This is a genomic window from Bacillus sp. BF2-3 (genome assembly GCF_008368795.1).
Taxonomy (GTDB): Bacteria; Bacillota; Bacilli; order Bacillales; family Bacillaceae_G; genus Bacillus_A; species Bacillus_A cereus.
Genome location: NZ_QOSA01000014.1, coordinates 1 through 21,879 on the forward strand (window position 1 = coordinate 1; position 21,879 = coordinate 21,879).

Here is a 21,879-nt window from a genome sequence, read left to right on the forward strand (position 1 = left end):
GAACAAATTCTACTTTTTTAGCTAAATGATTCAGAGTATGTGGTGATATATGTTGACGTAATTCTCTAGAAAACAATTGTAATTCATCAGAAATCGATAAATTCATACTAATATTATTTTATTATTCTGTATTGACCTACCATTATATCTATAAAGTCTTTAATGAAATCTTTATGATTCAATTTTAACCCAATTCGAACGCCCTCAGCTTTTGAGCCAGGACGAAAATCAGCAACTGTTTGTCCTCTGAAAGAATTTAAGTCAACTTCCACTTTACGATACATATATTGCAAGAAATTAGGGTTAGCTATTGCACTCATTGCAACTACATCATGTAAAGGAGCTCCTTTAATACTTTTATTCAATTTTTTATAGGCACTGTAATAATAATCATAGATTGGTTTGATTAATGATTTGAATGGGCTATTTGTATGTTCCACAATATAATCCACTTCGTTTGGGAGCAATACAGCTGAATTCGTTACATTTAAAGGAATCATTGTTAAATTTTTTGACTGATTGATTACAAACTGAGTTGAAACTGGATCACCATATGCATTTGCCTCCGCTACAGAAGTGACATTTCCTGGTTGTAAAAACACCCCAGACATGATATATACTTCCTTTACACTTTGCATCATTTCTTTCCAAATATTTAATACCATTGCAAGAGAAGTAGATCTTCCTACATCAATAATTGTTAACTCTTCCTTGTACCTTTCAATAATTTTGGGGATTAAACTAAAATCATGAACAGGACCAATTGTTACACTTTCAGGAGGCTGAATAGGACCAAGTCCTTCTGCACCATGTATTTCTGGATAATAAGCTGTAAACCCATTCGAAAATGGTAAAGTAGCACCACTTATAACAGGAATATCTTGTCTTCCAGCCAATTGCAAAAGATACAAGGCATTTCGAGTTGTTTGTTCTTTGGTAACATTACCGTAACTCGTAACAATTCCAACAATTTCAATTTTAGGATTTAATAGACCATATATGATAGCTAATGAATCATCAATACCTGGGTCGCCAAATAACAATACTTTTTTCAAGATGGGTCTCCCTTCTTAAATCACAAATTCTATTGGACAAGCCTTATAATATGTATATGTAAGAAGTTATCTTATTTATGATTCATATTTTGAAAAACTCTTAGCAACTTTGACATATGTATCTTTTTTAAGTTTGAAATCTAAACTTATGTTAAAAAGTTAGTATGATTACATCAATCAAAAATAGGGATAGTGACAGGGTCGCTGTCATAGACCGCAAAGTAAAAACACAGAGATTTGTCACCTCTGTGTTTCTTCAAGTTTTCTTTGATTGATTGCTCGATAAAGAGAGCCTTGTGATATATTAGTTCCTTCTACAATTTCTTTAATTGAGTATTCTTTACTTTCATACATGCGTAATGCGATCGAGAGCTTTTCTCTTTCTAATTTTGGCCTACCTAACTTTTGGCCACGTTTCTTACTTGCTTCTAATCCTTCTTTTACCCGTTCTGCAATCAAATTTCTTTCTAATTCTGCGATAACACACATCATTTGCAACATAGCTTTTCCTGTAGGAGTTCCTGTATCCATATTCTCTTTCAATGATACAAATTGAATTCCTATTTCTTCGAACTGTTGAATAATACTTAGGATATCTAATGTTTTTCGTCCTAAACGTGAAATACTTTCAACTACAACAGTATCTCCTTTTCTTATCACATCAAACAAATTTATAAGACCTTGTCTTTCTCGGATTGTTCCAGTGAATTTTTCTTGAATGACTTTTTCACATCCGTATTCAGTAAGTGAATGGATTTGACGATCTAAATTTTGATCGAGAGTAGATACGCGTGCGTAACCAATAATCATTTGTTTCCTCCTGTTCAATCATATACTTTCATTTTACTGAAGGTTCATTTATTGTAAAGGTATTTGGTAATACTTTTGGTAACTATTTTTTGTAACCTGAAAAACCTTATAAATATAGAAATAGATGCAGGATGAGAAATGTTACAAAAATATTGGTTTTTGGTAATGTTCTTTCAATAAGTTTTTATACATCACTTATGAAGGGCAGCTCCAGCATTTCTGAAAAAAAACCTAATTTATTACTTAATAAATTAGGTTTTACTAAACAAACATGTCTATTATCAAATTCTATTACGTTAATAAAAACATTTTAAATGAAAATCGAAAATTCTAATTCGAAACCATCTGTAACAATTTTTAAAATATAAATCATAAATATATGCTCCTCTTACATATATAATACAGAGCTTGTCTTATTAAATATTAAGTTATGTAAGAAGGGAGACCCCCCCTTGAAAAAAGTATTATTATTTGGAGACCCAGGTATAGATGATTCTTTGGCAATTATATACGGTTTATTGCATCCTGAAATTGAGATTGTTGGAATTGTTACAAATTACGGAAATGTTACAAAAGAACAAACAACTCGAAATGCTGTTTACTTATTACAATTAGCTGGAAGAACAGATATCCCTGTTATCAGTGGTGCCTCTTTACCATTTCTTAATGGTTTCACTGTTTATTATCCAGAAATACATGGTGCTGAAGGCCTTGGACCTATCCAACCACCAGAAAGTGTAGCATCAATTCCTATTCATAATTTTAGTCTAATTCTGTCAATTGTTGAAAAATATAAGGAAGAATTAACAATTGTTGATGTAGGTAGGTCCACTTCCCTTGCAATCGCTTTAAACCTTTGGAAAGAAACAATGCAAAGCATAAAAGAAATATACATAATGTCCGGAGTATTTCTTCAACCAGGAAACGTCTCAACTGTAGCTGAAGCAAATGCGTATGGTGATCCAGTTTCAACCCGGTTTGTAGTTTGTAATTAATCAATCTAAAAATTTAACAATAATTCCTTTAAACGTAACAAATTCAGCTATTTACTTCCAAATGAAGCAGAATATATTGCAGAACACACTACTACCCCATTTAAATCATTAATTAAACCAATTTATGATTATTATTTTAGTGCCTACAAAAAATTAAACCCTGGTATTAAAGGCGCTCCTTTACATGATGTTGTTGCGATGAGTGCAATTGTCAATCTAGATTTTCTTCAATACATGTATCGAAAAGTAGAGATTGATTTAGAATCTTTAAGGGGACAGACTGTCGCAGATTTTCGACCAGGTGCAAAAGCTGAGGGAGCTAGAATTGGATTGAAATTAAATCGAAAACAGTTTATTAAGAATTTCATGGAAATTATGATAGATAGAGGAACAAATTAGAAAGTGAATTTACCCATTCGTATGTAAACCAGTATGACATAATAAATTTTCTTTAAATAACATACAATATACCTAAAAGGAGTATGTATGCATTTTTTTGTAGGATTTTTAAGATACTTAGTGCTTACAATTGGATGGATTTTTTTGCTACTGCTTTGGTATGCTATATTTTTTTTGTAAAAACTCCACTATTTCATTCATACTATTCAAGAATCCTAAGAGACACAAAATGTGTCTTTTTTTATGCACAACTAATTGGCCACCATTCAAAAAAGAAAATGACACAGTTGAACTTAATTTGAACAAATATCAATCAATTTCTTGATATGAAGGAAAATAATTAAAATTTACCGAAATCATTTCACATGCTGAAAGTAAAAGGAAGTATATATCATTTGGTCTAAAAAATTTTGAAATGGAAAGGAGTGAGATTAAATGAGTATACATGAAGTTTTGATATCTAGAGCTAATACAGCTATAATATAGACTATTTTAAAATGAAAAAATTAATGTTTAAAATTACTTCACCCTTTTTATATTCCCCTATAATATCTACAGAAATCTTTCAACAAGTAATTAAGGGATTAACCGTACATACAACATTGCACTCCATAACTTTAGACAATTTAAACTAAAAAATAAAAATAAATTCTAAAAGAGAGGAAAAAAGAAAGAATGGGAGTTAAACAATTACTGTCGGAGGCACAACGAAATGAATTAATGGATTTATCACGTTTAACAGAATGGGATTTGGTAACATTTCATACCTTTTCTAAACATGACTTACATTTAATATTCAAGCATCGTAGAGGATATAATCGTTTAGGTTTCGCTCTTCAACTGGCATTAATTCGTTATCCTGGATGAGCTTTAACTGAGTATAAAGATATTCCTATGTCAGTAATCAAGCATATCGCAAGACAGTTACAGATTTCTGCAGAAGAGTTTTCTAGATATGCCAATCGGAGTAACACATTATGGGAGCACCTTAGTGAAATTCGTGAAGAGTATAAGTACAGTAATTTTTCTTCTAAACAGGAAGAAAATCTATTGAAACATCTTACACAACAAGCTATGGAAAACAGCAATTCACTTCATTTAATTGAAATAGCACTGTCCATGTTACGGAAATCAAAAGTTATTCTTCCTGCCATGTATGTAATTGAAAAGATAGTTTGGGAAGCCAAACAGCAAGCAGATCAAAAGGTATACAGTATTTTGTATGATGACTTAACATCTGAGCAAAAGAAAAGAATAGATGCTTTACTTCTACCCACAAACAATGGAATTTCGCCATTGGCTTGGTTAAAACAACTTCCCTCTCAACCATCACCAGAGTCTTTTCTCAAGGTTGTGGAGCGATTTGAATATGTAAAAGATATAGGACTTGTAGTTGATACGAGCAAGATTAATTCCAACCGCCTTCGGCAGCTTGCAAGATTAGGATCAAAATATGAACCATATGCCTTTAGAAGGTTTGATGAAGTAAGAAGATACAGTATTTTAGTTGCTTTTATGCTAGAAATTACACAAGATTTAATCGATTATGCAATTGAAATACACGACCGTATCATGATGAATCTTCAATTAAAAGGAAAAAAAGCACAAGATGAGATGCAAAAAGTAAATGGTAAAAAACTGAATGAAAAACTTGTACAATTTATCAAGATATGTGGAGCACTTATTGAAGCGAAAGAAGTAGGAAAAGATGCTTTTATAGCTCTAAATGACGTTATGCCGTGGGATAAAATGGTGGAATCGGTTGAGGAAGCCAAATAGTTATCAAGACCTATAAGCTATGATTATTTAGATTTGTTGGAGACTAGATATTCTTATATCAGGCGGTATGCGCCTGCCCTATTAAGGGTCTTCCAGTTTGGATCAACTAAATCTGCAGAGTCAGTACTTCAAGCGCTTCATACTATACATGATTTAAACATAAACGGAAAACGAAAAGTACCGATGAGTGCACCTTTGAATTTTGTATCAAATCGTTGGCAAAAACACGTGTATGACGACGAAGGTAATGTTAACCGACATTATTACGAACTTGCAGCATTAACAGAGTTGCGAAATTACATAAGATCAGGAGATATATTTGTTTCAGGAAGTAGACAACATAAGGCATTTGATGATTACTTAATATCTGAAGAAGATTGGAGAAACATAATAAATGCGGAAAATTACTTGGCAGTTCCTTTGACGGTCGAGGAGTACTTAACAGAAAGGATTACTTCACTAAACCAACGTTTGGACTGATTATCAAAAAACAGTGAAAAATTAGAAGGTGTTGATATCAGTCAAGGAAAGCTATATGTGGAGAGGTTAGATAAAGGGACTCCAGAAGAAGCAAAAGCATTTAGTATCCGTCTACATAATATGTTACCAAGAATAAAGCTTACAGATTTACTATTAGAAGTAGCAAGTTGGACTGGATTTCATGAGCAATTTATTCATGCTTCAACAAACAAATCTCCTGATCAAGAAGAGAAGAATATAGTATTAGCAACTCTGATGGCAATGGGAACAAATATTGGTCTTACAAAAATGGCAGAGGCTACTCCTGGAATCTCTTATAGACAAATGGCAAATACTGCGCAATGGAGAATGTATGATGATGCTATGGTTCGAGCTCAGTCTGTTCTAGTTAACTTTCAACACAGGCGACAACTAGCAACATATTGGGGAGACGGTAATACATCGTCCTCAGATGGAATGCGGGTACCTATTGGTGTTCGCTCTTTACATGCTGATTCAAACCCACATTATGGGACAGGAAGAGGAGCAACTATCTATAGGTTTATAAGTGATCAATTTGCTTCCTTCTATTTAAAAGTAATTAATACAAATGCCCGAGATGCACTATACGTCCTTGATGGTTTACTTCATCATGAAACAGACCTCATGATTGAAGAACATTATACAGATACCGCCGGATATACAGATCAAGTTTTCGGATTAACACATCTTCTAGGGTTCCGCTTTGCACCACGTATTCGTGACTTAATGGATACGAAACTTTTTACTATTAACGGTGTGCAAGAATATCCAAATGTTCAGTCACTATTAAAAGGGAAAATTAATTTAAAAGTTATTCAAGAAAATTACCATGATGTTTTACGGTTAGCATACTCCGTAAGAACAGGTAAAGTATCTAGCTCACTTATAATGGGGAAACTTGGATCTTATGCAAGACAAAATAAATTAGCAACCGCCCTTGGTGAAATGGGTCGAATAGAAAAAACGATCTTTACCTTAGATTATATTTCGAGTAAATCAGTGAGGAGAAAAATACAAAAAGGCTTAAACAAAGGTGAAGCCACAAATGCCTTAGCCAGAGCTATATTTTTCGGAAAGAGCGGAGAGTTTAGAGAAAGAGCCCTTCAAGATCAATTGCAGCGGGCCAGTGCACTTAACATTATCATTAATGCAATAAGTGTATGGAATACGGTCTATATGGAAAAAGCCGTAGAAGAATTAAAACGTACAGGCGAATTTCGAGAAGATTTAATGCCGTATATATGGCCTTTAGGTTGGGAACACATCAATTTCTTAGGAGAATATAAATTTGAGGGATTATATGCAACAAGTTTACAATCCTTACGCCCTTTAAATAAGAAAGAGCCGATTTACTCGTAACGGGGTAAAGTTCGGCTCTTTTTTAGATAAATTCTCTTAGCGTGGTTTTTTTCCGAAATGCTGGCGGTACCCCTAAAAGAAGATAATGGGGAATCTAGAGAATATTCTTGTTTAGCTGATGAAAGAGGCACTGTCTATTCAAGAGAAGATGTAAAAGCACTGTTTGAAGAAATTAAAGAGTTTTATATGCGTGAAGATATTCCTAATATAGATGATTACAATAAGTATATGCAGTTATTAGATTATATGAGATGTGTATCTATTTCGTTAGAAGAAGATGAAATGGGGAAGTATTTGATTCCTAAGGCTAGGTATACATATAAGAAGTTTAATAGTGATAAACGAAATTGGTCTTTTAAGTGTAATTGGTGTGGTGAGAAAGTATCTAGTAAGACTGATGAAGGTTACTATTCAGTATATGACCGTAATTTTAAAGTTGATAATTTTGATAGGGGTTGTTCGGAGGATTGTGCTAAGTTAATTTGGAAAGATAATTTTAAACATTGGGCACATGAACATGGGTATGGTAAGTTCTTTGCATAAACAACAAATTCCCCTACCAATTAATTAAGATCAGTAGGGGAAAGTATGGATACACCCAATGCGGGGCTTAAGTCAGTTGGGTGGTGTGTTCTTTACTCATCTATTCTTTCGAATTGTGCTGTAGTTACCGCGCCAATTATGGGTAAAGCTCTATCTACATAAGATTTTATACGTCTATCTTCTACAGATAAAACCATAATAGCTCTATATGTAACGTTTTTCTTTATTAACCTTCTTTCCCTTACGCTTACAATTGTTCCTGTCCAAGTATCTGAGATAGAGTTTGTAATTTTGAAAGTTCCTAAACCGTTCTCATTAGTTAGTAAGTACATTAAGTCCACAGTCGACTTCCCCTCTCTTTTTCCATCAAAGGTAAGATTACCTATAGGTTTAAATAGTGGAAAGACTTGTACCAAAACGCAAGAGTTCCACAAACAGCTAAAAATAAATATTGTATATCAGGTATAGTTTAACATACATATATATGACATATTACAATTGGAAGTAAAGCAACGATTAGGAAAGTGTAGAATAAAAGTGAATGCGGCTAGTTTATGTGTTTCAGAAGATAGCCGATATAAGATAATAAAAAAAGTTCCCTAAAAAGGGAACTTTTTTCATATTAACTCCGCATAATGGAGGCACATATTAATTGATCATTTTTAGTATAGTGTAAGAATGAAGGGAATACATCTTTTAAATATGTAATGTTGATATTGATTTTAAAATTGAGAGCGGGTCAGTACATGTTTGGATAGAATTTTAAATGTATTGGACTATATTGTATCAATTTATGTATTGCATTTTTATTTGTATTTTGTATACTAAACGTGAGTTTTCCTTACAGTAGGCAATCTTTCAATTTCTATGAAAGCCAACTAATCTGTTAATTATGTATGGTAGCAAACAAGCTCTTATGTCTACGGATATAAGAGCTTGTTTGCATATAGATCACTCTTTTATGTACAATGAAAGAAAAACATCATATGAGATGGGGAGAGGAAAACCCATGTCCAACCAACAATTAGTAAATTTACGCATTGATTTTGCTTTTAAACAATTATTTGGCACAAGTGGAAATGAAGATATTCTGATTGCTTTTTTAAATGCTCTGTTACAAGATTCTTTAGAATCCCCTATTGTTTCCTTACAATTAGAAGACCCACACTTGCACCGAGAACATGAAGAAGATAAATTATCGATTTTAGATATTTCCGCAACATTAGATACGGGAACAAAGGTAAATGTAGAAATCCAGCTAAATAATAATCATGACATGATTAAGAGAAGTTTATATTACTGGGGAAGGCTATACACATCCCAACTTCAAAAAGGAATGCCCTATAGTTCTCTTCATAAAACAATTACGATTAATTTATTAAACTTTGTCATGTTTCCAGAATATGAAGCATTTCATACAACAGGAATTTTATGGAATCAACAACAACAGAAAATATTGAGTGATGATATTGAAGTTCATATTGTGGAGATTCCAAAACTCATGCAACAGTGGCGAAATGAACAAATAAATCCCTGGGAAGATTCGTTTGTTCGTTGGTTGTTATTACTTCCAGCGAATGAGGATGAACAATTAGCCCAAACATTGGAGGATATTGCGATGAACCAAGACCCGATTTTACAAAAAGCAATGGATAAATGGGAACGTATGAGTCAAGATTCTTCTTTCCGACAAGCGTATGAAGCAAGGGAGAAAGCGTTGATGGATGAAGCCGCAAAATTTGCTCATGCTCGTAATGAAGGAAAGAAAGAAGGGCGTCAAGAGGGAATTGAAGAAGGGAAAATCCAATTAATTCGTGGAATGCATAAAAATGGAATGCCAATTGAAGATATTGCAAAGTTTACAAATTTACGCATAGAAGAAATACGTGAGATTATCCAACTATAAGTAAAAATAACATCTATAGTATATGTAGCAATGAAACAAAAACTTATGTTCAATATTTGTGCACATAAAAGACTTATTTTTAGTAGTATGGTGTCCACTAATGTTTGTTGCGTAATTTTGTTTCATTGCTATACAAAAGTCAAAATTCAAAAATTCACATTAAATAAAAAAGAAGATTAAACTAGAAAAATAGACTAGTTTAATCTTCTTTTTATTTTGAGATAGCATCATATGTGCTTATTTTACTAACAATAAACTCTCTATTAATAGTTTTATATTATATTATGAACCCAACCAATTATAGAAGGGAATTTTACCAGTGTATTCGTGTGTTGAAAGCGATTGAAGTATTATATTACGATTTAATTTATCTTCTTGTAATTGTTTTTTTGCATTTTCTTTTGTTCTTCTAAGATCTAATTCTTCAATCTTATTAACCAGGGCCGTAATGAAATAATCTCTAAAATTAGAGATTTTCCCTTGATTATATTTGTCCATTACTTTTCTTAAAACAGATTTGAAGCTTCTATCTGTTAATTCATCATTTGTAGCTTCTCGAAGAGTATTAACAATTAGATTTAAATGTTTTTCTGATAGAGAAGGAAAGCTTCGCTTATCATCATCAAATTTCACTATATCTTGTATAAAAATATTGGTATTTTCTTTATTAGTATTTTTTCTTTGGTATTTTATATTATACTGAAAATCCGAATTCGGGATTTTCACATTCGGATTTTCAGTAAGTGGATTCCCGAATTCTATTCGAACTGCGTAACCTTGTGTTTTTAGTTCCTGTAAAGTTTCCTCTAACATTTCCGCAACATCTTCTTTAATTTGTCCGTAAATGTAAATTTGTTCTTTATGTTTTCCATTATCTAAAACTTTAACGCGAGCAACATATTTGTTATGTATTAATTCTTTAAGGGCCTTATAGTGTGCATCACGTCCGTTTTTAGAACGCTTAATAATATCTGGCATGGTAACTTTCCATACGCCCTCACGATGCGAACAAAATTGAATTAATAGGTATTTTGCCATTCCTGTAAGGTTAAAATCATCAAGTAGGGCGTTTTCTACAACGCTATGTCCCCGTTTTCGTGCGTGTTTAAATACGTCATTTGACATAAAAAATCCTCCATTTTTCGCCCCAACAAAATGTAGACATACCAAAATAGAGGATTCATATTTACGTTTTTTTTAAGTTATGCTACTATTTAAGTACCAACTTAATTTACGTATCTACAAAACCTCTGCTCCGGATTTTTAAAGGGTATCTGCCGCCAAGCTAAATGACCATTTAAAAATTTTTGTTGGGGTTTTAATTTTATATAATAATCTTTGTCACAAAATCTGCATATCTGGAACAATCATAGCAGAATAATAAGGAAAAAAGAAGATAAACTGGAAAGCTTTACAAAGATTAGTAGTGGGATGTATATTTTTACATGTGAGAAAAAACAAGTAAGCTAAAATATACTAATTAGCCAATGTGAAAACTAATAAAAATACATGTTAATGCACATTTAATTATATTTCAGTTTCATCTTTTTGTATATTGATGTTTCTGAATATTATATATAGAAATATAATGTTTTTGCAAAATTACTATTAAAATAATTATTAATCTAATAGTAAAACTAATAAGAGGACATGTAATATAGTTTGAATGTTAAAATTCAAACTTGTTAAAAATATGGATATCATTAACATATACAATGAGGATCAAAAGAAAAATTTATTTGTACGGCATAAAAGCATTTCAAGATTATAAAACAGCTATTTGTATTTCGAACTACGTTAAGTTAGGGCGGTGGTTCATCGTCTTAGCAATAAAATTAATATTTAACTTATGGAATTTCTAAATCTGGTTATTATGTAATGGTTTAGAGATTTATTATAGTAATTAAATGAAAGCTACCTTATTTTGAGGAAGCTTTTTTATTTTTCTAAATTACTTATTAAGAGCATATTGAAGTGAAATTTAAAAAAGAGAATTTATAAAGATATAAAATTAATAGTAATTATAAGGGTCTTTATATGTTTTTATTATTATGGAAAATTGATTGATTTTCATATAGTATTATTTAAGTTGGATAATATTTCTTAATTAAATAATCTCATAAAGGGGTAAAAGATTTATGCAATTACAGTACCAGAAAAAAAAGAAGAAATGGTTTATCCTTGGGATAATAATATTAATGGCTATTGTTGTAGGTATCAATATTTTTATGATGCAAGGAAAGAAAATGAATGTAAAAGAAGCGGAAGCTGTAAGTTTCGAGAAAGTAACAGAGCGTAAGTTTAATAGTACGAAATTAATTTCGGGGCAAGTAAAACCAGGAAATATAGAAAGTTTTTACACAGATCCAACAAAAGGAAGAGTGAAAGAGATTGAGGTAAAAGAAGGACAAGAGATAGAAAAAGGAACAAAATTATTTTCTTATGAAAATGAAGAAATTAATTTACAGATGAAGCAGGTTGAGCTTGATCAAAAGATGATAGATATGCGTTATGATCAAGGAAAAAAGAAAATTGAGTCATTGAAGAAGGAAATTAAGAAAGCAAAAAATAGCGTTGCTACAAAAGAAGTAATAGTTCCAATGGAAGAGCAAGTAAGCGAGTTAGAAATGCAGCAAAAAACAATTGAGCTCGAGAAAGAAAAAGAAAAGTTACAAAAAGAAGAAATGCAGAAGAAACAGAATGAAGTAACAGCCTCAATGGAAGAGCAAGTAAGCGAGTTAGAAATGCAGCAAAAAACAATTGAGCTTGAGAAAGAAAAAGGAAAGTTACAAAAAGAAGAACTACAAAAGAAACAGAAAGAACTTACGATTTATAGTAATTTCGCTGGCGTTGTACAAAAGTTAGATAAAGATGCGGCACAAAGTTCATCCCAGGCTATTGGTGGACAAGGAAAAGCATTTTTACAAATTGCCTCCAAAGATCCGTTCCAAATTCAAGGAACATTAACAGAGCTTCAGAAATCACAAATTCAAAAGGACCAAACGTTTACTGTAACTGCAAAGGCAAATAGTAAGAAAAAATGGACAGGTAAGATTACAGAAATAAGTGAATTCCCGACAAGTGCAGAAATGGCTCAGGCTGCAGGCGGCATGGGGGAAGGAACTCAAACTATGTCTCAATATACATATAAAGCAAGTCTTGATAGTCAAGATGGCCTATCTCCAGGTTATCACGTTTCTTTACAAGTAAACCTAGAAAACAAACCGATGCTTGCTGTTCCAAGCAAGAGCATTGTAGAAAAGGGCGATGATACATTTGTTTATATCGAGGAAAAAGGAAGACTTCATAAGCAAAATGTAAAGAAAGGTGCTACTGATGGAGACTGGACAGAGATTATTGAAGGCGCAACATTGGGGCAAAAGGTGGTTGAAAATCCTTCCGACAACGTGTATGACGGAATGGAAGTGAAAGAGAAATGATTACGTTAAATAATATTTCTAAAACATATTATCAAGGTAAGTTGACAGTGCCAATTTTACACGGTATTAGTTTAACGATTCAAAGTGGTGAGTTTGTCTCTATTATGGGGCCGTCTGGTTCTGGGAAATCAACGTTGATGAATATTATTGGTTGTTTAGATCGCCCGACAGATGGTGAATATATATTAAATGATGTCAATATCTTAACAGCGGACGAGGAAAAATTGGCTTTGATTCGCAATGAATATATCGGATTCGTATTCCAGCACTTTAACTTATTACCACGTCTTTCAGCAATGGAAAATGTTGAACTTCCGCTTATCTATAGTGGGGTAAAAAAAACTGAGCGGCGCCAACGTGCGCTTGAAGCACTTGATAAAGTGGGATTGTCTGACAGGTTTCATCATCTACCAAGTGAGCTATCAGGTGGACAGAAGCAACGTGTAGCAATCGCAAGGTCAATTGCGAATAACCCAAAATTTATTATGGCTGATGAGCCGACAGGTGCGCTTGATACAAAATCTAGTGAGCAAATTATGGATATATTTACAAATTTAAATATAGAAGGTACGACCATTGTTATGATTACACATGAAGAAGAGGTAGCTGACTATTCTTCTCGTCGTATTGTACTGCGAGATGGGAAAATTACAGAAGATAGAAGGTATGCGATATGAGTTTATTAGATAGTCTAAAAATTGCTGTTTCTTCTATAATAGCTCATAAATTACGTTCTGCTCTTACAATGCTTGGGATTATTATTGGCGTGGGTTCTATTATTACTGTCGTTGCGATTGGACAAGGCGGGGAGGCAATGTTAAAATCGCAATTTGCTGGATCTGGAAATCAAACCGTCTCTATTAATTATAATGTTGATTTAAATGATCCTATGGGAATGGACATGTCTGATTCCCCTAAAATAACAGAGGAAGACATTTTTGAAATAAAAAAGATTCAAGAAATTTCACATGTTGTAACAACAAATTCCAGTACGGAGCCACTTGATATTGAAGATAAAAAAGAGATGGTGAATATTACTGGTCTAGATAGTGAGTATTTTGCAGTAAATAAAATAAAGTTGTTAAAAGGACGTTCCTTACAAGAATCCGATGTGGATCAAGGTAATAACGTTGTTATGATTAGTAAACAAATGGAAGAAAAGTTGTTTAAAGATGCCAATCCAGTCGGTAAAATTATTGAAATGAAAGGTCAACCAATGCAAATTATTGGTGTCTATAAATCAGATAATGAGTTTATGGGAATAGGCTCGTCTGAAGCATTAATTCCTATTTCATTATGGCCGATATTGTATGGGGAAGATAAAATTCAAAATATTTCTGTACAAGCAAAAAATGTAGATCTTTTGGAAAAGGCAGGCGAAAAAGCTGTGGCTGTATTAAATAGCCGCAAGCCAAGTGATGCAACTGGAAAATATGAAGTGCTGAACTTAAAAGCACTTCAAGAGGGTATTTCTCAGGTAACAAATATTATGACTATGATTATTGGAGGAATTGCTAGTATTTCATTAGTTGTTGGTGGTATTGGTGTGATGAATATTATGCTTGTATCTGTCACAGAACGTACACGTGAAATTGGTATACGCAAAGCTCTTGGAGCAACTCGTAGTAAAATTTTGCTTCAATTCTTAATTGAAGCTGTTATGTTAACGCTTCTTGGTGGATTAATTGGAATTGGTCTTGGATATGGAGGAGCATATGCTATTTCGAAATTTGCGAAATGGCCACCGCTTGTTTCATGGGAAGTCGTTATAGGAGGGGTATTATTTTCTATGATACTCGGTATAATTTTCGGATTAATGCCAGCAAATAAAGCTGCGAAACTAGATCCGATTGAAGCACTTCGTTACGAATAAGCTTGCTAGTATGATAGAAGTTTCTACATACTAAATAATTCAGTTGGTGGTTTCTAGTTTTTCGAAGAATATGTGAACCATCAGCTAGAACGAGTGATATATAAACAAGGAGGATTTATAATGGAAACAAATGTAACAACAGAGAATCTGGTTGGAAAACCATCACTGCTAGGAATGTTTACTTCTCCTAGCGCACAATTTACAAAGCTTAAAAGTACCCAAAAGGTGTGGGGAATTTTCTTCTTGGTTGCTTTCTTACAGTCACTTATCAATGGAGTAACTACCTATGTATCACAGAATACTCCAGAAATGCTTGAACTAAAAAAACAATTTGGTGACGATATGCAGGAATCTATGGGACTATTGATTGGAAAAGCAATAGGAACAGGATTCTTGGGAGCAATGATTGGAACATTATTTGTAGCAATAGTATATAAGATATTCATGGTGTTTTTTGGGAATGATACATCATATAAAAAAATAGTTGGAATTATTACCTATGCAAGTATTGTACTTCTTACAGGGGCACTCCTAAATGCACTGTTAACGCTTATTTTTGGTGGAGGTATCACTGGTTATACTAATTTGGCTTTCTTATTTCCAGAAGGGACAATTGCGTATGGAATTGCTAGTACAATCGAAATCTTTCACTTATGGTACATGTTTTTAATTTGGATTGGATTACAAACGACAGCAGGATTAAGTAAGGTGAAATCTGCGGTTCCAATTGTTGTGATATTTCTTATTCAATCAGCTGTTACAAGCTTTTTTACCATAGTATTAGCGTCTCTTATGGAATACGTAAAGTAAATAATGGTAAAAGGATTGAGTACCTTTGTTGGCACGATAAAAAAACGAAGTCTTTCAAAAGACTTCGTTTTTTTATGTCTCAAAAACTATAATAGTTAGTGGTAATGACTTATTTATATGTTCTTTAATTTTTTTGATCTTTTTTCTTAAAACCATCTTTGTAGAAACTCAACACAATTCCGGCACTAACAATAATGCTAAGGGCACTAATATAGTTTTTATCCTTAAGAGACATATAAACTAATGGAATAACTACTATTAATGTAATTACAGCTAAAATAACAGATCTAATATTCATAACTTTCTCTCCTTAAATAAACTTAATATTTAGACTTTTAAAATACGTATAGCAATATATCTAGATTAATGATATATTGTTTTTGCGAGCAAGATATTACTAAATTTAGAAAAGGTTACTAATAAATGTTATAAAATAACATTTAATTTTGGTAACCACACTTCAAAAAAGTAATAACATTACAATTTTATAATAAAATGTGTAAATCATCAATAGCGTAATATCTTATTATAAAATTAGTAGGAATTAAAGGTGAAAGAATGTTAAAAAATAAAAATATCCTTTTCAATGTATTATTTAAACCGGTAGATTATTTTGATAAATTCAAACAAAAAAGGTCAACGTTTTTAAACATTATAACTTTACTGGTTCTAAATTCTATTATCATATATATGTTTTCAGGAACTATATTTGATAGTGTTTTAACAGATAAGGTTGATACTTCTCTCCCTATAGAAACTTATGAAAAATTCAAACCAATATTCTCAATATTAATTTTATTTATGAATAACATCCAATTAATATTTACTTTGCTATTATCAAGCATAATTCTAGTAGTGCTTGCAAAGGTGTTTAAAATTAAAGTTAAAATGGCAGATGGGTTTGCAATATTGGTTGTAGCATACTTACCTATAATGTTTAGTAATGCGATTAACTATTATGCTTTAAGTAAGTTCGGGATAGAATCACCTATTACCAGTATGGGGATTTTACTTGAGAAAACAGGATTTCCAATTTTAATGCACTTTGGTTCACAAGTAGAAATATTTAATATATGGTCTTGTTTTTTAATAGGATTAGGAGTACTAACTTGTGCGGATTCTAATTCAAAAAATGTAAGAAACCTTATTATAGCTTATTGGATTTTACAAACAGCGTTAAATGTAGTATTCAAATCGATGTAACTAAATAACTTTTCATTTAAAGGAGGTGAAATAATATGTTCTTAGAGTTAATTTCTAAATTAAACTTATCATCTAATATTGCAGAGAAGATTGTTGCTGTTTTAGATGCAGGCTCTGATGTTGCTACTGTTGTGGCAATGTTTACAACTTTTGGTGTTGGAGCTTTAGCTATTCAAACTGGTAAACAAATCTTGAAAAAACAAGGTAAAAAAGCAGCTGTTAAATTCTAATAGCAATTATTTATTAATTAAATTAATACTATTAAAAAGTAAAGTAGGCGGTTTTGACCCGCCTACTTTACTTTTATAATTGAGGAGAACACATGAGTTTAAATAGATCACAAAAAATAGTAATATTTACAATAATATTTTCAATACTATCTATTGGTTTCCTTACTGGGTATAAATTAATAACTTTATTCGATCTAAATGCTACTGATTACAATGGTGCAGATTATTATAAAAATAATGAAGGATTTTCAGGTGTTATATCAATTTTTATGAATAATATTAAGATTGATATATTAGTTATTTCAGGGATATTTTTATTATGTTTGCCAACCATACTACTATTATTTATGAATGGATTTTGGATAGGGGCTACCATTAAAGCAAGCTTATCTTCAGGACTATCAATAAAATATATAATTTTGAGTATTCTCCCACATGGCATATTAGAGATACCAATATTAATTTTAGCTGCTTATATTGGGATGCAAGGAATATACTTTTATCAAAGTAAAAATAAGGATTATAAAAAGATAGTTAGGATAATAATATTAACTATAGTGTTAGGCTTTATAGCTTCTATGATAGAAGTGTATATAACACCTATATTTTTATAATAAATAAAAGTGAGGTTTATCAATTGAAAGGATACATGCTTAAATGGTTGAAATGGAAAATAAAGATAAGATGGAGGAATACATGGAATTATTTTTCATTCCTAAATTTAAAATTAAATGGGCAAATATTCTTTTTACTTAGTATATTAAAAGATTTAACTACAATGATGGTTAATCTTGGGATTTTTTATTTCTTATTTTATTATTTCTTAAATAATCCAGTGAATACTAATAGTGATTTAAATTTTATAAACTTGACTATTAAATTAATTTCAAGTTTATTTGGATCACAATTTTCTATTTTAATCTTAATTATTATTATAACAGTTCTATATGCTATTCAAATTGGAATAGTTTCATCGAAAAGGTTTAATTATTCCAAGGATAAAGAATGGATGGTATCACATTTAAATTTAACACAAAAAGAAACAATAATTTTATTATTTACTGAAGAAATGATATGGAGATTAAGAGATTTATCTATCATAATAATCCCTATATTAATAGCTTTCATACTTAATACAACGACTAATGCATTGTTCATATTGGGTTTGATACTATCAATAACATTTTTATATATTAGTTTAATTATTATAGTGGCCACAATACATAATTACTATTTAAAGCAGCAGTCAGGAAAACAGAATTTTTATCTAAGGTTAATAACTTCAGTAATATTTAAAACATCTTTATTTGTATTAGGCATTATAATAGCAAATATTTTAACACCATGGATTAATAATTTTCCTCAGTTATCATTAGAGAAGAAAACAGGTAGGCTTGAATTATGGGTAAAAGAAGGGTTTACTACGATTCAAGAACCAATGAAGCCAATGTTCTACAATATAATAAATATGATACAAGAGAACTATTATTTAGTCCCACTTTTTAGTTTTGTATTGTTTGTAATTGCTATTGTTATTGTTATACTCATATACAAGCGAGATATACATTATACTACACATGCAGAGAGTACATATTTAAGTAGCATTGAGCGGCTATATACTTCAATGTTCACCAATAAAAAACTAAAAACATTAATTAAAGTTTTTTTTAGGAGTAAATATACTCATAATGTGTTTCCAATTTTATTTGGAAGTATGATGTTTTGGCTTGAGTTAGGCATATTTTCGGGGATACTTAGAAATTTAAAGAACTATGAATCAGAAATCTCAATATTTATAATTTCGTTTTGTCTATACTTTTTGACCTTCCATTTTATAAATCCTATACTGGATAAGCTCGTTGGGATTTTATCTTTAGAAAGCGATGGGAAACTAATTGTTACTTATTTTTTAGCGGGTAAAACACTTTGGGATGTAATGAAACAAAAACTAATGTTAATCTTTATTTTGTTAATTCCAATATATGTTTTTTATCAAATAGTATTCTTTTTTGTAAGTCATATCCCAATACATTTAACTATATTCATAATTTTTACAAATATGATCATTTCGATATTGTATGTAATTATTTTACAAGTTCCGAGCGTAGTGAGTCCGCACTTTAATTATTTAAATATTGAAGACATTGATGATTATCCTGAGAAAATGCAAATTAAAGGGTTGATAGTAAGCGGAGTAAGTGTATTTTTTAATCCAATATTAATGATTCCAAGTGCTTTCTTCATGGTAAATAAATTTACGTATAATCAATATATTTTGTATCAATATATAATAGTAAACACAATAATAATCACTATAATTATTATTATCTTACTATTAATAAAGAAAAGGTTACAAAAGATAAGCTCGACTGAAAACTTAGATGTATAAATTGTATATTTTATATAAAAAATAAAAGGATGAAGACAATTATGCCTTTAACAACCTTAAAATTAGAGTCTTTAAACAAAAAAATAAATGCTGACCATATCATAAAGAACATCAATCTAGAATTACATTCGGGCAATCTTATAACCCTGTTAGGACATAATGGTGCCGGGAAAACAACATTATTTAAGCTTATTACAAAATTATTAGCACCGACTTCAGGGACAGTGCGTATATTACAAGATAATAATCAAATAACTAATGACAGAAATATGATTGGTTATATTGAGGCTGAGCCTTTCTTTTATGAAGAATTAACCGGTGTAGAACATATAGAATTTATAACCGAGCTATTTAATATTCCTAATAATACAGATGAAATAAAAAGGTTATCAACAATCCTGAATCTCGATGAATATGATTTAAATAAGAAAGTAAATGAGTATTCATTAGGAATGAAAAAAAAATTAGCACTAATAAGTACATTAATTAGAAAACCTAAAATATTATTACTTGATGAATATATATCTGGATTAGATCCTGTAACTTTAAAGAGGACAAAAGAAATACTAACTGATTTGAAAAAAAACACATTAATTATTCTATCCACACATCAATTAGAAGTAGTTCAAACGTTCTGTGATAAAATAGTTCTAATGAATGAAGGGACGATAGAGGAAAAAGTAACAGATATAAATAAGATAATAGAAGAATTCGATACTTTAGAGAATTATTTCATGTTTCATTTTGATAAATAAAATGAGGCATAAAATAATTACATATTTTAAAATAGAAAGGGATATTTATATTTTATAAATATCCCTTTCTAAAGATTCCAGAAATAATTTTTTCTTTTCAATGCGTTTAATTTTTTTGAATGTTAAAACTGATATTATGCAAAATAAAACATAATAAACATCATTATAGGTATTATCAATTATTTTTTTCATTATTTTCCTCTCAGTAATAAAAATTTTATTGAATATATTATACCATACCAAACTAAATAAGTTTGGTTCTGACGTATGAAAAAGAACATCCACGGTATTAGAGATATAATGAAATCATATTTCATAAACTTATTTATCAAGAGAGAACCCTGTTTTTTTACCCTTTATTGGCTTCAACTGCAAATTTTGATGACCAAGAAAACATATAATAATCACCTACTGCTACTAAAATACTCCCCTTCGTAAATGGTTTTCCTCTCAATTTTTTAAAGTGTAACTTAGTTTAATAAAACTTACAATGAGTCCCTAAACAACATGTGAATTTTATTTATTGTTTTTTGATTAAATAACATCAAGAAACTTGTATAACAACCTATAGAAAGGAAATGAACTGATGCATAGTCAAATGTTAAAAGGAGTTTTGGAAGGTTGTATTTTATATATTATCTCACAAGAGGAAGTATACGGTTATGAATTGAACACAAAATTGAATCAATACGGTTTTACGTATGTCAGTGAGGGGAGTATTTACCCACTATTATTACGTATGCAAAAAGAAAAGTTAATTGAAGGAACCTTAGTAACTTCAAATCAAGGACCTAAACGTAAGTATTATCATTTAACTAAGAAAGGATTTAAGCAATTAGAAGTATTTAAGGAAGCTTGGGGTATAGTATCAACATCTGTAAATCAATTACTAAGGAACGAAGAAAAAAGAAGATAACATTTCTTTTTTTGAATTATACTATGTAAGTTTAAAGTAGCTAAGCTAAAGAAAAAATACACTTTGTGGAGAAATTACATAATAATATAGAAAAAATATAGAAAAAATGTTCCTCCTTTTGTAATTGTTATAGGAGGAACAGCGGAAGGTTTTTGGTTGCTCAGTTTTTAATTAAAAGATTTAACTTCCATTCTATAAATTATTGTTTAATTGCTTCATACTCTTTGATTATTTTATAAAAAGTATTTTTTTTAAGCTCTAATAGTTTCATAAATTGAACTCCAGTTATCTCTCTATTTTTCCACTTAGGATAAGTTTCTTCTATTATATATAGTTTCTTCTGATTTAATGCTGAAAGGTTAAGTTGGGGACGTCCTAGGTGTTTTCCTTGAGATTTAGCTACAGCAATACCTTCCGCTTGTCGCTGACGAATCTTTTTACGTTCTTGATCCGCAACATAGGACAGCAAAGATAAAAATTGATCTTCCATTAAACGGCCCATGTCCCCCATTTCACGAAATTTACGACTGTCAAACAGAGTTTCGTTTTCTAAAACAATAATATCTGCTTGTAATTCTCTTGTTATATATTTCCACTCCGAAATTACTTCATCATAGTTACGCCCCATACGATCTAAAGCATCTATATACACAATATCACCTTGACTCAATATTTTTCTTAATAATTGATATTGAGGGCGATCAAAATTTCGTCCACTTGCTTTATCAACAAAAATACGTCGAGCTTCTACTCCTCGTTCCATCATCTTATGTAACTGACGTTGTTCATTTTGTTCTTTTGTACTTACACGTATATATCCATAAATATTTGCCACGTTTCATATTCTCCTTACAGTTGTTACCATAATTATACCATTTTCATTTATAAAGGTGTTAGTTAAAAATAAACGTTTATA

At 30.9% G+C, this 21,879-nt stretch carries 18 protein-coding genes and 2 pseudogenes; 14 read left to right on the plus strand and 6 right to left on the minus strand.

The genetic code is table 11. The features are described 5' to 3' along the window. Positions 1-113: 113 nt before the first annotated feature. Positions 114-1,055: a nucleoside hydrolase gene (locus DN401_RS12300; protein WP_149287691.1), complete on the minus strand. Its 942-nt coding sequence runs from the start codon at positions 1,053-1,055 to the stop codon at positions 114-116. A gap of 240 nt (positions 1,056-1,295) precedes the next feature. Then, the gene (locus tag DN401_RS12305; protein WP_149287692.1) at positions 1,296-1,865 is read right to left on the minus strand and encodes a recombinase family protein; all 570 of its coding nucleotides are present in this window, start codon (positions 1,863-1,865) and stop codon (positions 1,296-1,298) included. A gap of 452 nt (positions 1,866-2,317) precedes the next feature. Between DN401_RS12305 and DN401_RS12310 the strand changes: the two are divergent. From DN401_RS12310 to DN401_RS12320, 3 genes and pseudogenes are all read left to right on the plus strand, one after another. Continuing rightward, positions 2,318-3,259: pseudogene (locus tag DN401_RS12310) on the plus strand (nucleoside hydrolase). 675 nt (positions 3,260-3,934) lie between these two features. Beyond that, positions 3,935-6,898 (plus strand): annotated as a pseudogene (locus tag DN401_RS12315) (Tn3 family transposase). Positions 6,899-6,955: 57 nt separating this feature from the next. Continuing rightward, positions 6,956-7,441 carry a hypothetical protein gene (locus tag DN401_RS12320; RefSeq protein WP_149287693.1) on the plus strand — a complete coding sequence of 162 codons (486 nt, stop codon included), beginning with the start codon at positions 6,956-6,958 and terminating at the stop codon, positions 7,439-7,441. A gap of 92 nt (positions 7,442-7,533) precedes the next feature. Here DN401_RS12320 and DN401_RS12325 read toward each other — a convergent pair whose 3' ends face one another. Further along, complete coding sequence (locus DN401_RS12325; protein WP_141522025.1) at positions 7,534-7,782, minus strand: hypothetical protein; 249 nt, start codon at positions 7,780-7,782, stop codon at positions 7,534-7,536. A 668-nt stretch (positions 7,783-8,450) separates the two neighbouring features. On the opposite strand from DN401_RS12325, the gene DN401_RS12330 reads away from it, so the two are divergent. After that, on the plus strand, positions 8,451-9,347 hold the full coding sequence (locus tag DN401_RS12330; RefSeq protein WP_179953572.1) for an Rpn family recombination-promoting nuclease/putative transposase: 897 nt from the start codon (positions 8,451-8,453) through the stop codon (positions 9,345-9,347). A 282-nt stretch (positions 9,348-9,629) separates the two neighbouring features. Here DN401_RS12330 and DN401_RS12335 read toward each other — a convergent pair whose 3' ends face one another. Then, on the minus strand, positions 9,630-10,472 hold the full coding sequence (locus DN401_RS12335) for a hypothetical protein (protein ID WP_149287695.1): 843 nt from the start codon (positions 10,470-10,472) through the stop codon (positions 9,630-9,632). A 1,013-nt stretch (positions 10,473-11,485) separates the two neighbouring features. Between DN401_RS12335 and DN401_RS12340 the strand changes: the two genes are divergently transcribed. The 4 genes from DN401_RS12340 to yknW all read left to right on the plus strand — a co-directional run bounded on the left by DN401_RS12340 (position 11,486) and on the right by yknW (position 15,470). Continuing rightward, a complete protein-coding gene (locus tag DN401_RS12340; RefSeq protein ID WP_149287696.1) occupies positions 11,486-12,787 on the plus strand; it encodes an efflux RND transporter periplasmic adaptor subunit in 1,302 nt (433 codons plus the stop codon). Beyond that, the gene (locus DN401_RS12345) at positions 12,784-13,464 is read left to right on the plus strand and encodes an ABC transporter ATP-binding protein (RefSeq protein ID WP_065211881.1); all 681 of its coding nucleotides are present in this window, start codon (positions 12,784-12,786) and stop codon (positions 13,462-13,464) included. The genes DN401_RS12340 and DN401_RS12345 overlap by 4 nt, the downstream gene beginning before the upstream one ends. Then, the gene (locus tag DN401_RS12350; RefSeq protein ID WP_149287697.1) at positions 13,461-14,660 is read left to right on the plus strand and encodes an ABC transporter permease; all 1,200 of its coding nucleotides are present in this window, start codon (positions 13,461-13,463) and stop codon (positions 14,658-14,660) included. Before DN401_RS12345 ends, DN401_RS12350 begins: the two co-directional genes overlap by 4 nt. Before the next feature lie 120 nt (positions 14,661-14,780). Then, on the plus strand, positions 14,781-15,470 hold the full coding sequence (gene yknW / locus DN401_RS12355; protein WP_149287698.1) for a YknW family membrane protein: 690 nt from the start codon (positions 14,781-14,783) through the stop codon (positions 15,468-15,470). A gap of 124 nt (positions 15,471-15,594) precedes the next feature. Here yknW and DN401_RS29805 read toward each other — a convergent pair whose 3' ends face one another. Beyond that, complete coding sequence (locus DN401_RS29805; RefSeq protein ID WP_153599411.1) at positions 15,595-15,768, minus strand: hypothetical protein; 174 nt, start codon at positions 15,766-15,768, stop codon at positions 15,595-15,597. Between the two features lie 260 nt (positions 15,769-16,028). Here DN401_RS29805 and DN401_RS12360 point away from each other — a divergent pair, with 260 nt between their 5' ends. The 6 genes from DN401_RS12360 (at position 16,029) to DN401_RS12385 (ending at position 20,963) form a co-directional block, all read left to right on the plus strand. After that, on the plus strand, positions 16,029-16,673 hold the full coding sequence (locus DN401_RS12360; RefSeq protein WP_149287699.1) for a YIP1 family protein: 645 nt from the start codon (positions 16,029-16,031) through the stop codon (positions 16,671-16,673). Between the two features lie 35 nt (positions 16,674-16,708). Further along, a complete protein-coding gene (locus DN401_RS12365; RefSeq protein ID WP_065211885.1) occupies positions 16,709-16,903 on the plus strand; it encodes a circular bacteriocin, circularin A/uberolysin family in 195 nt (64 codons plus the stop codon). A 92-nt stretch (positions 16,904-16,995) separates the two neighbouring features. Further along, positions 16,996-17,517 (plus strand): stage II sporulation protein M, encoded by a 522-nt coding sequence (locus tag DN401_RS12370; protein ID WP_065211886.1) that lies wholly within the window; start codon positions 16,996-16,998, stop codon positions 17,515-17,517. A 23-nt stretch (positions 17,518-17,540) separates the two neighbouring features. Further along, positions 17,541-19,292, plus strand: a complete 1,752-nt coding sequence (locus tag DN401_RS12375) for a hypothetical protein (protein ID WP_149287700.1) — start codon at positions 17,541-17,543, stop codon at positions 19,290-19,292. A gap of 41 nt (positions 19,293-19,333) precedes the next feature. Next, positions 19,334-20,047, plus strand: a complete 714-nt coding sequence (locus DN401_RS12380) for an ABC transporter ATP-binding protein (protein ID WP_065211888.1) — start codon at positions 19,334-19,336, stop codon at positions 20,045-20,047. 586 nt (positions 20,048-20,633) lie between these two features. Continuing rightward, positions 20,634-20,963, plus strand: coding sequence for a PadR family transcriptional regulator (locus DN401_RS12385; RefSeq protein WP_065211889.1), 330 nt, complete (start codon positions 20,634-20,636; stop codon positions 20,961-20,963). A gap of 199 nt (positions 20,964-21,162) precedes the next feature. Here the strand turns inward: DN401_RS12385 and DN401_RS12390 are convergent, their stop codons facing one another. After that, positions 21,163-21,798 (minus strand): recombinase family protein, encoded by a 636-nt coding sequence (locus DN401_RS12390; RefSeq protein WP_149287701.1) that lies wholly within the window; start codon positions 21,796-21,798, stop codon positions 21,163-21,165. Between the last annotated feature and the right edge of the window lie 81 nt (positions 21,799-21,879).